Annotated in this window: 7 protein-coding genes; 6 read left to right on the plus strand and 1 reads right to left on the minus strand. The window is 73.5% G+C overall.

Features of this window, described 5'->3' with window-relative positions; all coding sequences use genetic code 11:
* The first annotated feature begins 18 nt into the window (after nucleotides 1-18).
* The 5 genes from ACH495_RS10495 (at nucleotide 19) to ACH495_RS10515 (ending at nucleotide 10958) form a co-directional block, all read left to right on the plus strand.
* Entirely contained in the window at nucleotides 19-237 is a 219-nt protein-coding gene (locus tag ACH495_RS10495) for an MbtH family protein (RefSeq protein ID WP_396857443.1), read from the plus strand.
* Nucleotides 238-344: 107 nt separating this feature from the next.
* Complete coding sequence (locus ACH495_RS10500; RefSeq protein WP_396858031.1) at nucleotides 345-1568, plus strand: PLP-dependent aminotransferase family protein; 1224 nt, start codon at nucleotides 345-347, stop codon at nucleotides 1566-1568.
* A gap of 46 nt (nucleotides 1569-1614) precedes the next feature.
* Nucleotides 1615-8721, plus strand: a complete 7107-nt coding sequence (locus ACH495_RS10505) for an amino acid adenylation domain-containing protein (protein WP_396857444.1) — start codon at nucleotides 1615-1617, stop codon at nucleotides 8719-8721.
* A gap of 30 nt (nucleotides 8722-8751) precedes the next feature.
* Nucleotides 8752-10047, plus strand: coding sequence for an LLM class flavin-dependent oxidoreductase (locus ACH495_RS10510; protein WP_396857445.1), 1296 nt, complete (start codon nucleotides 8752-8754; stop codon nucleotides 10045-10047).
* Entirely contained in the window at nucleotides 10044-10958 is a 915-nt protein-coding gene (locus tag ACH495_RS10515; protein ID WP_396857446.1) for an LLM class flavin-dependent oxidoreductase, read from the plus strand. Before ACH495_RS10510 ends, ACH495_RS10515 begins: the two co-directional genes overlap by 4 nt.
* Nucleotides 10959-10973: 15 nt before the next feature.
* Here the strand turns inward: ACH495_RS10515 and ACH495_RS10520 are convergent, their stop codons facing one another.
* Nucleotides 10974-11954: an ornithine cyclodeaminase family protein gene (locus tag ACH495_RS10520; RefSeq protein WP_396857447.1), complete on the minus strand. Its 981-nt coding sequence runs from the start codon at nucleotides 11952-11954 to the stop codon at nucleotides 10974-10976.
* A 466-nt stretch (nucleotides 11955-12420) separates the two neighbouring features.
* Between ACH495_RS10520 and ACH495_RS10525 the strand changes: the two genes are divergently transcribed.
* The gene (locus ACH495_RS10525) at nucleotides 12421-13971 is read left to right on the plus strand and encodes an ABC-F family ATP-binding cassette domain-containing protein (protein WP_396857448.1); all 1551 of its coding nucleotides are present in this window, start codon (nucleotides 12421-12423) and stop codon (nucleotides 13969-13971) included.
* Nucleotides 13972-14039 lie beyond the last annotated feature (68 nt).

Genomic DNA, 14039 nt, shown 5'->3' on the forward strand with positions numbered 1-14039 from the left:
ATGGTGAGGAGCACGAGCATGACGAATCCGTTCGAGGACGCCGACGGCACCTTCCTCGTCCTGGTCAACGACGAGGGCCAGTACTCGCTGTGGCCCTCCTTCGCGGAGGTGCCGGCCGGCTGGACGGTCCGCGTGCCGGCCACCGATCGGCAGAGCGCGCTCGACCGGATCGCCGAGCTGTGGACCGACATGCGGCCGCGGAGCCTGGTGGAGGCCATGGACGGTGCCGGGTCATGAGCCTGGTGCCGGACCGGCACACCGGGCTGCTCGACGCCGCAGCGCCGGCGGCCGGGAACCGGTTGCGCCTGCCGGACCTGCATGCCTCGCTCACCGACCCGGTGCTGATGTCGATGACCCTGCTCAACGAGATCACCGGCCGTTACCCGGACGCGGTGTCGTTCGCCGCCGGGCGGCCGTACGAGGGCCACTTCCAGCTTTCCCTGCTGCACCGCTATCTGGACACCTTCGCCCGGTACCTGGTCGAGCGGCGTCGTTTCACCCCCGAGCAGGTCAACCGCACGTTCTTCCAGTACGGCAACACGAACGGCACCATCACCGAGCTGGTGGCGCGGCACCTGAAGGTCGACGAAGGGCTGACGGTGGATCCCGCCACCGTGGTCGTCACCACCGGCTGCCAGGAGGCCATGGTGCTGGTGCTGCGGGCGTTGCGCCGCGATGCCCGCGACGTGGTGTTCGCCGGCCGTCCGACCTATGTCGGCTTCAGCGGTGCGGCCCGCCTGGTCGAGATGGAGGTGCGTCCGGTCCGGGAGGGACCGGACGGCCTCGACGTGGACGACCTGGTGGTCCAGGTGCGGCGGGCCAGGGCGGAGGGACGACGCCCGCGGGCCTGCTACGTGATCCCGGACTTCGCGAATCCCGGTGGCGCCACGCTCCCGGTCACCGCCCGGCGCCGCCTGCTGCGGGTCGCCGAGCGGGAGGGCCTGCTGCTGGTCGAGGACAACCCGTACTCGATGTTCCACGACGGTCGCCCCCGCCCGCCGACCCTGCGGTCGTTGGACCGGCACGGCAACGTGGTGTACATCGGGTCCTTCGCCAAGACCGCGTTCGCCGGCGCCCGGATCGGCTACGTCGTGGCCGACCAGCCGGTCGCCGGCGCAGGCACGTTCGCCGACGAACTCGCCAAGCTCAAGAGCATGCTGACGCTCAACACCTCGTCGATCGCGCAGGCGGTGATCGGCGGCCTGCTCGTGGAACACGAGTGCAGCATGGAGCGGGCCAGCGCGCCGACCGCCGAGGTCTACCGCACCAACCTCCGTACCCTCCTCGACGGGCTGGCGCACCGTTTCCCGGCCGGGTCGGCGCCGGTGAGCTGGAACAGCCCGACCGGCGGGATGTTCGCCGTCCTCACCGTTCCGTTCCGGGCCGACGAGGCGGCCCTGGAGTACTCGGCGAGCCGCTTCGGCGTGCTGTGGACCCCGATGCACCACTTCTACGCGGGTGCGGGCGGGCTCCACCAGCTCCGCCTCTCCTACAGCGTGCTCACGCCCGACCAGATCAATGTCGGCCTGGATCGTCTCGCCGCCTTCGTCGCCGACCGGACCGGCTGACCGCCGGTCCGCTGCCCCTCCGCCCGGATCCGATCCAGGAGACCCGATGACCCGTCACCTCTCCTCGACGCTGCGCACCGACGTCGCCGACAGAGCCGAACCCACTCACCGGACGGCTCTCACCCCGGAGCAGTTGGGACTGCTGCTCCAGCACCGCGCCGACCCCGGGACGTCGCCCTACCAGATCCCGCTCGTGCTGGACCTGGCCGGCCCGCTGGACCCGGCGGCCCTGGAGCGGGCGCTGACCCTGCTGGCGGTGCGGCATCCGGTCCTCTCCGCCCGCGTCGTGGAGGACGGGGACCTGCCGGAGCTGGAGCTGAGGCCGGGCCGGGCGACGGTGCTGGAGCACCGGACCGCGCCCGACGGGGAGCACGCCGCGCTGCGCGAGGAGGCCCGTCGCGAGCTGGACCTGGAGCGCGACGGGGTGCTGCGCGCCGTGCTGTACCGGCACGGTCCCGCGCACCATACGCTCCTGATCGTCGTGCACCACCTCGTGGTGGACGGGGAGTCCACCGCGATCCTCCTCGCCGACCTGGTCGCCGCCTACCGGCACGGGGACATTCCGGGCGACGCTCCCGCGGACTTCACCGACTACGTCGCGGAACGCGCCGCCACGGACCCGACCCGGGACATCGCGGCGCTGGAGACGTACTGGCGTGAGCGACTCGACGGAGCCGACACCACCATCGACTTCCCGCTGGACACGCCCGGTGGCGGCGGGGCCCCCGGCGCACGGCAGGGCAGCGTCGCGGTGGACCTCGACGCCGCGCTGTCCGAGGAGATCCACCGCTTCTCCCGTACCCACCGGGTGGGGATCTCCGCGGTCCTGCTCGCCGCCTACCTCAAGGCCCTCGCGACCTACTCACGTCAGTCGGCACCCACCGTGGCGGTCCCGCTGGGCCATCGCGACGAACCACGGTTCGCGGGCACGGTGGGATACTTCGTCCGCACCCTGCTGGTCCGTTCGCCCGAGCAGGCGGACCGCAGCGCCGGCGAGTTCGCGGCCGCTGTGCAGACCGAGCTGGCCCGTGCCGTGGATCACTCGCGGTTGCCGTTTCCGCGCATCGCCCGGCTGATGCCCGACACCGGGTCGGCCGGGCCGGCGCCGTTCAGCTGCACGTTCGTCATGCAGAGTTGGGCGGACCGGTCGGCCGCCGCCGACGAGGGGGTGCTGCTGCCCGACGGGCTGCGCGTGCGCTGGCGTCAGGACGTGGTGGCGCCGGGCCTAGGGCTGCTGACCCTGGAGCTGCACGAGAGCCGCGGGCGGGTGCGGGGACGGCTGAAGTACGACGCCGACCGGATCGAGGCGGCCAGCGCCGAGGCGTTCGGCGAGCACGTGCTCGCCCTCGCCGGCCAACTGGTGCGGACACCCGACCGCCCGGTCGCCGACCTCGACGGGATCGGTCGCGACGCGCGGGCCGCCCTCGACGGGCTCACCGCCACCGACCACGACATCCCCGACACCGACATCGACACCCTGCTGCGGCAGCGCACCGCCCTGCAGCCCGACCGGGTCGCCGTGGAGTTCGGTCCGCGGCGCTGGACCTACCGGCAGCTCGGCGAACGCGTCGACGCGCTGGTCGACGGCCTGACCCGCCACGGCGTGCGCGCGGGGGACCGGGTCGGCATGATGCTGGCGCGCAGCGACGACGCGGTCGCCGCGATCCTGGCCGTCATCCGGGCCGGCGCCGCGTACGTGCCGCTGGACCCCACCCATCCCGAGTCACGCCGTCAGCACATCGTGACCAACAGCGGAATCACGACGGTCCTGGTCGACGACGACTCGGTGTCCGCTGGCCTGCCGACGCTCGTACCGCTGCGCGTCGACGAGCTGTCCCGGTCCGGGCCGCAGACGACCGCGCCGGCGGGACCGGACGGGGACAGTGCGCTGCACGTCCTCTACACCTCGGGCTCCACCGGGCTGCCCAAGGGCACCCAGTTGAGCCACCGGGCGCTGGTCGCCGACGTGCTCGCGGCGATCCGTCACTTCGGTGTCGACGCCGACGACGCGATGCTGCTCAAGGCGCCGTTCACCTTCGACGTCAGCGCGCACGAGATGCTGGTCGCCCTGGTCGCCGGCGCCCGGCTGGTGGTCGCCCCACCGGACGCGGAGCGTGACCCGGACCTGCTCGCGGAGACACTCGACCGGCACGGGGTGACCCTGCTGCACGCCGTGCCGTCGCAGTTGCGCCTGCTGCTCGAATCGGCGGCCTTTCCCGCGAATCGGACCGTCCACACCGTCGTCAGCACCGGCGAGTCGCTGCCGAACGACCTGCGGCTGGCGTTCGAGGCGACGCACCCGGCCCGCCTGCACAACGCGTACGGTCCCACCGAGACCTCGTACTCGACGGTCTTCTCCTGGGCGCGGGGCGACACCACGTTCTGGACCCGGCGGGCCGAGGTGCCGATCGGTGTCCCGTTCGACAACGTCCGCTGCTACGTGCTCGACGACGCGCAGCGGCTCCTGCCGCCGGGCGCACCCGGTGAGTTGTGGATCGGCGGCAGCACCGTTTCCGACGGCTACGTCGGAGATCCCGAGCGCACCACCGAACGCTACCGGGTGCTCGATCTGGGTGACGGCCGGCCGGGTCGGGTGTACCGCACCGGCGACCTGGTGCGGCTGCTGCCCAACGGCGCCCTCACCCACCTCGGTCGCCTCGACGATCAGGTGAAGGTGAACGGGAACCGGGTGGAGCTGGGCGAGGTGCGCGCCGCGCTGCTCTCCCTGGACGGCGTCCGGGACGCCAGCGTGCAGGTCGCCCGACACGCCCGCGGCAGCGTGCAGATCGTCGCCCACGTCGCGCCGCCGACGCTGGACCCGGTCGAGGTACGACGCCGGGTGGCCGACCTGCTGCCGAGCTACATGGTGCCGGTCCGGATCAGCCCGGTCGCCCGGATTCCGCTGCTGTCCAACGGCAAGACGGATCGCCGGACGTTGGCCCGGCTGGCGGCCGACCCGTCGGACGGACCCGAGGCGGTCGACGTGCCCCGGCCGCCGTCGGTGCCGCCGGTCCGGCCGGGGACGGCGCTGCCGGTGCTCCGGGCGATCTGGACCGACCTGCTCGGCCAGGACGGCCCCGACACGCAGTTCTTCGAGAGCGGCGGGGACTCCATCCTGGCGATGCAACTCGTGTCGCGGCTGCGCCGGGCCGGATACACCCTGGCCACCCGGGACCTCTATCAGCATCCGGTGCTCGCCGACCTGGCGGCGCACCTCGACCGGACCGCCGCGCCCCGCGCCGGCGACGAACCGGCCCCGGTACGCGCCGTCGGGGGCCCCGCCCGGTCCGGCTCCCCACTGGCCCCGGTGCAGGCCTGGTTCTTCCGTCACATCAGGACCGACCGGCACCAGTGGAACCAGTCCGTGCTGCTGGAACTGCGCCGCCCGGTCGACGCGGCGGCGCTCCGGCTCGCCCTGCAGGCCGTCGTCATGGCCCACCCGGCGTTGTCCGCCCGGTTCGAGGACCCCGACGGCCGGGGCCGCATGCTCCCCGGTGCCCCGTTCGCGGCGTACCCGCCCCGGGAGGTGCTCCGGGAGGTGACGTTCGGCGGCGAGGGGGAACTCGACGAGGCCCTGGAGTCGGTCGAGCGCAGCCTCGACCCGCTCGCCGGCGTGCACGTGCGGGCGTTGCTGGCGCACGACCGCCACGGCGGCATGGACCTGCTGCTGATCGCCGTGCACCACCTCGTGGTGGACGGGGTCTCCTGGCGGGTGCTGCTGGAGGACCTGGAGCACGCCCTCGACGCGCTGGCCGACGGCGCCCTGCCGAACCTGCCCGGCGAGGTGTGCCCGTACGACGAGTGGGTCGCCGGCCTGCCCGCCGTGGCGGCCCGTCCCGGTGAGGCGGACCACTGGCGGGCGGTGGCCGCGGACCGGGCCGCCGCACCGACCCTGCTGCTGACCACCCCGGCCCCGGACGAGCAGCAGATCCGCCGGGTCGAGTTCGTCCTCGACGAGACCGCCACGCACCGGTTGATCGGGCTGCTGCCGCAGCGACTGGGTCTGCCGGTGCACGCGCTGATGGCCGGCGCGTTCGCGCAGGCCCTGGCGAGATGGCGGGGCACCTCGACGGTCACCTTCGACGTGGAGACACACGGCCGCCACGGCCGCGAGGACCTGTTCCGCACGGTCGGCTGGTTCACCTCGATCCACCCGGTGGTGATCACCGCCGACCGGGCGCAGTCCCCGGAGCGCTACCTCGCGCAGGCGGGCCCGGTGATGGCCGCCGTGCCCGACGGCGGCATCGGCTTCGGCGCCTGCCGGGAGTACGCCGACGACGACGCGCTGCGCGTCGCCCTGCGCGACCTGCCCCCGGCGCTGGCCTGCTTCAACTACTACGGTCAGGCCGACCAGCTCAGCCCCTCGGGCCGCTACCGGATGTCGCGCCGGCCCATCCCGCGTGAGCACTCGGCCCGGTGCGAGCGGGTGTACGGCGTGGAGGCATACGGCATCATCCACGACGGGTGCCTGCGGGCCGGTCTCACCTGGGTGCCGAGCCCGGCCGACGGGTTGGACGCCGACGCCGTCGACGCGCTGGTGACCCAGCTCCGCTGGACGCTGACCACCCTCGCGGGCGTCAGCCCCGACGCGGTGGCCGCCACCGAGGTGTCCTCGCCCCGTCGGGTGAGCGTCGGGGGTCCGGGGCCGGGTCCGGACCGGCCGGACGGGGCACGGGAGAGCTTTCCGGTCACCCCGCAGCAGCACGGCCTGCTGCTCGACGCGCTTGCGCACCAGGAGGACGGTCGCTACGTCGAACAGCTCTTCTGGCGTTGGCACGGTCCGTTGGACACCGACCGCTTCGCCACCGCCTGGCGGTCGGTGTTCCGCCGGGAGGCGGTACTGCGGGCCGCCTTCGACTGGCGCGAGGCTCCCCGGCTCGTGCTGCACGACCATGACCTGCCCGAGGTCGTCCGATTGCCGGCCGACGCGACCGGCTGGGACGACCTCCTCGACCGCGACCGGCGGCGGGGTTTCGACCTCCGCCGGCCCGGACTGCTGCGGGTCACCCTGCTGGACGAGGACCGTACGGGGCCGACCGACGCCACCGGCTCGACGCGGGTTCTGCTGACGTTCCACCACGCACTGCTGGACGGCTGGAGCGTCTCCCTGCTCATTCAGGAGTTCTATCGGGCCTACCTGGCCGACGGGGCGCTGCCGGCCGGGGAACGGCGACCGGACCTGCGCGACTACGCCCGCTGGTTGCACGGCCAGGAGACCGCCGGCGCGCGGGCGTACTGGTCGGGCGCACTGCCGTCGGCGTCGCTGGCCGTGCGGCCGGCGTTGCCCGGTGACCCCACCGGGCAGAGCGGGTCGGGCCGCGTCCAGAGCCGGCTCACCCCCGCCGAGGCGGACCTGCTGCGTAGCTGGGCGGCGGCCCGGGCCGCCACGGAGAGCAGCGCGGTGCACGCGGCATGGGCCCTCCTGCTGCGCCGCGCCGCCCCCGGCGGCGCGGCGGTGCCCGTCAGCTTCGGGGTAACCGTCTCCGGCCGCGCCATCGCGCTGGACGGCGTCGAGTCGATCCCGGGCCTGCTGATGAACGCGCTCCCGGTGATCCTGGAGGTCGCCCCGTCGACCACTCTCCCGCAGCTACTCGCCGGAGTGCGCGACCGGGTCCTGGACCTGGCGTCGTACGAGTGGGTCTCGACCGCCCAGATCCACGAGTGGAGCGGCCGGCCGGCCGGCGAGCCGCTGATCGAGAGTCTGATCGTCTTCGAGAACTACCCGCGCTCCCGGGCCGGGCTGGAGGCCGACCTCGCGGCGCGGGGCGTACGGGTGGAACTGCCGGACGCGGCGGGTTCGGAGACCGCCTTCCCGGTCAGCCTGCTCGCCTACCGCGACGGTGACGGCGGGCTGGTGCTGGCCGTGGTCCACGACCGGGCACGGTTGGCCGACGCCGAGGCGACGAAGCTGGTCGAGCAGTGCGCGCGGCTGCTGCGGGACCTTCCGGAGCGTGGTGACGAGCGGACGACGGTGGCCGACGTCCTCGACACGGTGCCCGACGCGGCGCTGGCCCGGATGGCACCGCGGTCACGCCCGCCGGCCGACGGGCGGCAGCACTGGCCCGAGGGCCCTGCGGCCGAGCAGGTGCGCCGGGCATGGCGGGCGGTCCTCGGCCCGGTGGAGGTGGCTCCCGCCGACAACTTCTTCGACGCCGGCGGCCACTCGCTGCTGGCCATGAAGCTGCTGCGTGAACTCGCCGAGCACACCGGCCGTACGCTGCGTCTCGACGACGTGCTGGCCCACCCGACCGCCGGCGGGTTGGCCCAGCTGATCTCCGCCGGCCCGGTCCGGGAGACCGAGGATTCCGTGCTGGTCCCGCTGCGGCCGGCCGGCGGCCCGGGTGCGGGCCGGATCTTCCTGGTCCACCCGCCGGGTGGCCAGGTCGCCTGCTACGCCCCACTCGCCCGGCACTATGCCGGACCCGAGGAGATCATCGGTATCCGGGATCCGCGCGTCGACGACGCCGAGCCACGCCGGATGTCGACCGAGCAGCTCGCCGAGGTCTACCTGGCGGCGCTGCGCCCGGTCCTCGACGCCGGCGAGCGGCTGGTCCTCGGCGGCTTCTCCGGCGGGGGAGTGATCGCCTACGAGATGGCGCAGCGCGTCGCCGCGACCGGTGCGGTCCCGCCGCTCGTGGTCATGGTGGACGCGGGCGCCCCGACCGGGGAGCTGACGGACGCGGAGGCCGAGGGCTCGTTCGCCAACCGGCTGCGGGCGGTGGTCGAGGACCGGGCCGCCGCGGCGGACCACCCCGGCCCGCCCGGTGGGCCCGGGGCGCAGACGCCGGCGACTGCCGAACCGGCGGACGCCGACGCGTACCTCGCCGAACTGCGGCAGGTCGCCGACTGGCTGCGCGGCGACGGCGGGGGCGACCCGGTGGCGCTGATGCGCGACTGCGTCGAGGCCGTCCAGCGCTACCGCCCGAGGCCCTACGCCGGTCCGGTCGCCGTGCTCCGGGCCGGGGACACCGGCTTCGGTCGGGGAGCGGCCTACGACGAGTCGGACCGGTTCCACGGCCGGCCGGGACTCGGCTGGGAGGACCTCTGCGAGGACCTGTCCATCCGCCTCGTGCCCGGCAACCACGTCACGATGCTGACCGGCGAGAACGTCCGCAGGCTCGCCCGGATCCTGCGGTCCGCCCTCCGGCACTGATCACGCACCCGCCGAGAAAGGAGTACCGCGATGCCTCGACCCCCCAGACGGATGACGCTCGCCGGCATCATCGACGGGCCGGGTGGCCACGTGGCCGCCTGGCGTCATCCCACCACCAAGGCCGACGCTCAGCTCGACCTGGACTTCCATCTGCGCAACGCCCGGACGCTCGAACGCGGGCTCTTCGACGCCCTCTTCATCGCCGACATCGTCGCGGTGTGGGGCACGCATCTCGACTCCCTGCGCCACACCTCCCGCACCGAGCACTTCGAGCCGCTCACGCTGCTGGCCGCGTACGCGGCGGCCACCGAGCACATCGGACTGGCGGCGACCGCGACCACCACCTACAACGAGCCGCAGCAGGTCGCCCGCCGCTTCGCCTCGCTCGACCGGCTCAGCGGCGGGCGTGCGGGCTGGAACGTCGTGACGTCCGCGGCGCCCTGGGAGTCGGTCAACTTCGGTCAGCCGGCACACATGGAGCACGACGAGCGCTACCGGCGTGCCGAGGAGTTCATCGACGTGGTCACGTCGCTGTGGGACGGGGCCGCGGATCCGGCCGGCGGGTCGGCCGCGGCGCCGGTCGACCACACCGGCGAGTACTTCCGGGTGACGGAGCCGCTCGACGTCTGCCGGCCACCCCAGGGCCGGCCGGTCATCATCCAGGCCGGCTCCTCGCCGGTCGGTCGTGCCTTCGCGGCCCGCCACGCCGAAGTGATCTTCACCCGGCACAACCAGCTCTCCGACGCCCAGGCGTTCTACACCGACCTCAAGCAGCGGGTCGCCCGGGCCGAGCGGGACCCCGACGCGGTGCTGATCTGGCCCACCCTGGCGCCGATCGTGGCCGCCACCGAGGCCGACGCCCGCCGGCGACTGGCCGAGCTGCAGGAACTCGTCCCCGACCACGTCGCCCTCCAGACCCTCCAGGACTTCCTCGGGGTGGATCTGAGCGGGCATCCGATCGAAGGGCCGGTACCGGACATCGCGCACACCAACCAGTCCCAGAGCACCACCGAGCGCCTGGTCGGCCTGGCCCGGCGGGAGGACCTGTCGATCCGTGGGCTCGCCCTGCGCCTGATGGGCGACATCGTGGCGGGCACGCCCGAGCAGCTCGCCGACCACATGGAAACCTGGTTCATCCAACGCGGCGCCGACGGCTTCAACATCGACTTCCCCTACCTGCCGGAGTCCGCCGACCATTTCGTCGACCACGTCGTCCCCGAACTGCAACGGCGGGGCCTCTACCGCACCGGGTACGAGGGCACGACCCTGCGGGAGAACCTCGGACTGGGCCAGGTCACCCGGGGCCGGAAGGTGGTGGCCGCGTGAACGCCGACCGGCGGGCCGCCCGCCACCCGCTCCTGTTCGCGGCCGTGACACCGGGCGACGACACCGAGGACCTCGCGCGTGTGCGGGGCGTGGTGCAGGCGTGCGAGCGGGTCGGCTTCCACGCCGCCGTGCTCCGCGAGGGCACGACACGGACCCCGGGTCCGTTCGAGTCGACCACGTTCGCCGCCGCCCTGGCCGTGGTAACCACCCACATCGGACTCGTCGCCGGTGTCCGGGCCGACGGTCTCGCGCCGTACCACCTGGCGCGCATCGCGGCGTCGCTCGATCACCTGACCTCCGGTCGCTGCGGCCTCGAACTGCGTACCGGTGACGAACCCGACCCGGACGCCGCGAGGGCGGCGGAGTGTCTCGAGGTGGTCCGGGGATTGTGGGACAGCTTCGACGACGACGCCTTCGTTCATGACCGGGCGCAGGGGTTGTACTGGCACCTGGAGCGGATGCACCGGCTCGACCACACCGGCCCGCACTATCGCGTCGCCGGCCCGCTCAACGTCGCTCGACCGCCACAGGGTCATCCGGTCGTCGTCGTCACCGACCCGCGACTGGCGGCGAGCGCGGACGTGGTCTTCCTCCATTCGGTGGACCCCTCGGAGGCGCGCTCGCGCCGGGAGGAGCTGCGCCGGGAGGTCGCCGCGGCTGGCCGGGACCCGGACCAGCTCAAGGTCTGCACGCCGTTGCCGGCCGGGGCCGACGCCGACCAGGTGACCGAGTGGATGGCACGGCAGGCGACGGATGGCTTCCTGGTGCCGTTGACCGGCGCCGACGATCCGTTCCTGGTCACGGTTGGTCCGGAACTGGTGCGGCGGGGTCTGGCCGGCGGGGGCGGGACGCTGCGCGCACGTCTGGGTCTGGCGCGTCCGGGCAGTCGGTTCGCCGTGGCACGGCGCTGAGGTCGGGGCCGACGGTCACGCCGACCGGTCGACCGACGGCTCCGGGGCGTGCGTGCTGAGCCATCGCCGGTGCACCGCCGCCGCGACGACCAGGTCCTGCCAGGCCATGCCGGTGCTCTTGAACAAACGGGGCCGGGCGGGCGGCACCACCACCGCCCCCCGGACCAGTTCCGCCAGGGTGTGCAGTCCTTCGGGCGTGCAGTGGCCGGCGCGGAGGGCCTGGACGATCTCGCCCGCTTCGCGCAGGGCTGTCGACCGGGTCTCGACGACGGTCACCGCCCGGGCCACGAGGTTCTCGTCGACCTCACGGACGTCGGGCTCGTGCGAGCCGACCGCGACGACCGTGGCGGACGGCCCGACCGCCGGTGCCGGGAACAGCGGTTGCCGGGCCGTGGTGCAGCAGCAGACGATGTCCGCCCGCGCGACCGGATCGGTGCCCGCGGGCTCGGCGTGGAGCCCCGACGCCTGCCAGCGGGCCACGAACGCCTCGACCGACGCGCGTCGTCGGCCGACGACGCTCAGGTGGGCGATCGGCCGGACCTGACGGATCGCCTCGACGTGCCCGTGCGCCTGGGGACCGGTGCCGAACACCAGCAGTCGGCGCGCGTCCGGTGCGGCCAGGTGGTCGACGGCGACCGCGGACACCGCGGGGGTCCGGATCGCGGTGAGCGTCGGCGCGTCGAGGAGCGCCACCGGGGCCAGGGTCGCCGCGTCCATGAGGAGGTAGACGCCCTGGATCCGCGGCAGTCCGCGATCGGAGTTCGCCGGCGCGACACTGATGAGTTTGACGCCGGCGTACCGGTCGGTGGCCGAGGGCATGAAGAGGAGCTGACCGGTGGGCAGCGCCACGCTCGTACGCAGCGGGTCGGTCTCCGGGTCGAATCCGGCCGCTATCGCCTCCTGGATCGTGTCGATGGCCGCGGCCATCGGCAGCACGCGGGAGATCGTCGCTCCGTCGAGGAACGGCGGACGTCTGGGCCCGGGGGTGGCGGTCATCGCGGCACCGCCTCCCGCGCCGCCCGCTGGCCGTGCGGTGGCCCGGACCGCGCCGGCGCGAGGGACATCCCGGATGGCAGGTAGGACAGCACCAGCGAAGGTTACCGTTGCGCGCCGACCGGGCGCTGACGTCGCGCCCCCGCGTGGTGCCGGCGGAGCGGCCTGGCGCTCCCGCCCCGTCGGGCCGCGAATTGCCTGGTGGAGCCCGTGGCAGCGGTTCGGCCGGGGGGTTACCGCCGGTTCGGTTGACGGTCAGTAGGAGCGACGGTACGATCAGTTTCATGATCTACTGACACCGCGCCCCGCTCGAGCCAGCGGCGACCCTGCTCGATCAGGGACGCCCGCCCGGGCATCCGGATACGAATCGCCTTTTCAGGTTCGATCTTTTCTGGTGGCAGGTGTCCAAGTGTCAGACAGTGTCTTTCTGTGCGCCCGTGATGTGGCGAAATCCTATGGTGACCGACAGGTGTTCGACGGCACCTCGTTGTCCGCGTCCCCGGGCCAGCGCATCGGTCTGGTGGGGGAGAACGGCGTCGGCAAGTCGACGTTGCTCCGGCTGCTGGCCGGGGTGGAGGAACCCGACGCCGGCGAGGTGCGGCGCCCGGCCGACTGCGGTTTCCTGTGGCAGGAGCTGCCGTTCGCGTTGGATTCGACGGTGCAGGAGGTCGTCGACGACTCGCTCGCCGAGCTACGCTCCGCCCGGACCAGGTTGGAGCAGCTCACCGGCGAGCTGGAACGGCGGCCGGACGACGCCGATGTGCTCGCCGCCTACGGCGACCTGTTGGAGTGGGCGCAGGACCACGACCTCTGGGACGCCGACCGCCGCGCCGAACTCGTGCTGGCCGGGCTCGGGCTGGCCGACATGGAGCGGTCGCGACCGCTCGCCACGCTCTCCGGTGGTCAGCGCTCCCGACTGGGGCTGGCCGCGCTGCTGATCCGGCAGCCGCAGGCGATGCTGCTCGACGAGCCGACGAACCACCTCGACGACGAGGCGGTCGGTTTCCTGGAGCAGCGGCTGCGAGGGCTGCCCGGGGTGGTCGTCGTCGCCTCGCACGACCGGATGTTCCTGGACGAGGTCTGCACCGACATCCTCGACCTGGATCCGACCCGCGGCACGGTGACCCGCTACGGCGGCGCGTACACCGAGTACCTGTCGGCCAAGCGTCGGGAGCGGATCCGCTGGGAGGAGCAGTACGCGGCCGAGCAGGAGGAGCTCGAAGAACTCCGCGAGGCCGTGCGGACCACGGCGCGGGCGGTCAACCACGCGCGGACGATCAAGGACAACAACAAGATCGGGTACGACCGGCACGGCGGCCGGGTGCAGCGGCAGATCTCCCGGCGGGTGCGCAACGCCCAGCAACGCCTGGACGAGTTGACCCAGAACCAGGTGCGTAAGCCCCCGGCGCCGCTGGCCTTTGCGGCGAAGCTCACCGGTCGGCCGGCGGGCGAGCGGATCGCGGTGTCGCTGTCCGACGTGACGGTGGGCGGACGGCTGAGCGTCGACCGGCTCGACGTGTCCACCTCGGAGCGTCTGATGGTCACCGGCCCGAACGGCGCCGGCAAGTCCACCCTGTTGCAGGTGATCGCCGGTCGCCTCACCCCGGACGGCGGGGAGGTGCGGCGGGCCGGCGGTGTCCGGGTCGGCCTGCTGGAGCAGGAGGTGGACTTCCCCGACGACGAACAGACCGCGCGGCAGGTGTACGACGCGGCGGCCGGGGCCGACGCGGTGTCGCTGGCGCAGCTCGGTCTGCTGGCCCCGCGCGACGTCGACCGCCCGCTCGGTCACCTCTCCGTCGGGCAGCGGCGGCGGCTGGCGCTCGCGCTGCTGGTGGCCACGCCACCGGACGTGCTGTTGCTGGACGAACCCACCAACCATCTCTCCCTGAGCCTGGTCGAGGAGCTGGAGGACGCGCTGCGGACGGCACCTGGCGCGGTGGTCGTGGCCTCGCACGACCGCTGGCTGCGGCGCGGCTGGGAAGGCCCGGAGCTTTCCCTGGTCAGCGGCAAGATCGTCTGAATCGACAACCCTCGCGCGCGGAGCACGCCCCGGTTCGGTCAAGGAACGCGGGAGGTTCCGTCCTCCGC

The organism is Micromonospora sp. NPDC018662, from assembly GCF_044391475.1.
In the GTDB taxonomy this organism is placed as follows: domain Bacteria; phylum Actinomycetota; class Actinomycetes; order Mycobacteriales; family Micromonosporaceae; genus Micromonospora.

What these genes read in the sequence shown, in the direction of transcription:
- ACH495_RS10510 (WP_396857445.1), top strand. Translation starts at nt 8,752, where the DNA reads ATGCCTCGACCCCCCAGACGGATGACGCTCGCCGGCATCATCGACGGG.
- ACH495_RS10500 (WP_396858031.1), top strand. Translation starts at nt 345, where the DNA reads ATGTCGATGACCCTGCTCAACGAGATCACCGGCCGTTACCCGGACGCG.
- ACH495_RS10520 (WP_396857447.1), bottom strand. Translation starts at nt 11,954, where the DNA reads ATGACCGCCACCCCCGGGCCCAGACGTCCGCCGTTCCTCGACGGAGCG.
- ACH495_RS10495 (WP_396857443.1), top strand. Translation starts at nt 19, where the DNA reads ATGACGAATCCGTTCGAGGACGCCGACGGCACCTTCCTCGTCCTGGTC.
- ACH495_RS10505 (WP_396857444.1), top strand. Translation starts at nt 1,615, where the DNA reads ATGACCCGTCACCTCTCCTCGACGCTGCGCACCGACGTCGCCGACAGA.